Genomic DNA, 254 nt, shown 5'->3' on the forward strand with positions numbered 1-254 from the left:
TCTTCGTCTTCGGTGGCAATGGCTTCTGTTCCAAAAAAGGCTTCTTGCTCAGTTTCATGGAAGGAGATTTCTACATCTACTTCGTTGCTGATAATATTTTCTATTTCAGTTCCTAAATCAAATTCTGCAAAACCATTGTTACCTGGGTCACATTCTACCAATGGATCTAATTCTGGGATGGTCGGCTCTGGAATTACTTCTATGGTCAAGGTGGTCGTTTTCGTACAATCCGTGTCTAAATCGACAGCTTCAAC

At 40.9% G+C, this 254-nt stretch carries 1 protein-coding gene; it reads right to left on the reverse strand.

Going from position 1 to position 254, the window contains the following annotated elements; genetic code table 11:
* Positions 1 to 254, reverse strand: a 254-nt coding sequence (locus tag G7034_RS12175) for a hypothetical protein (RefSeq protein ID WP_166401162.1), incomplete at both ends; no start/stop codon positions are given.

The organism is Psychroflexus maritimus, from assembly GCF_011089875.1.
Classification (GTDB): domain Bacteria; phylum Bacteroidota; class Bacteroidia; order Flavobacteriales; family Flavobacteriaceae; genus Psychroflexus; species Psychroflexus maritimus.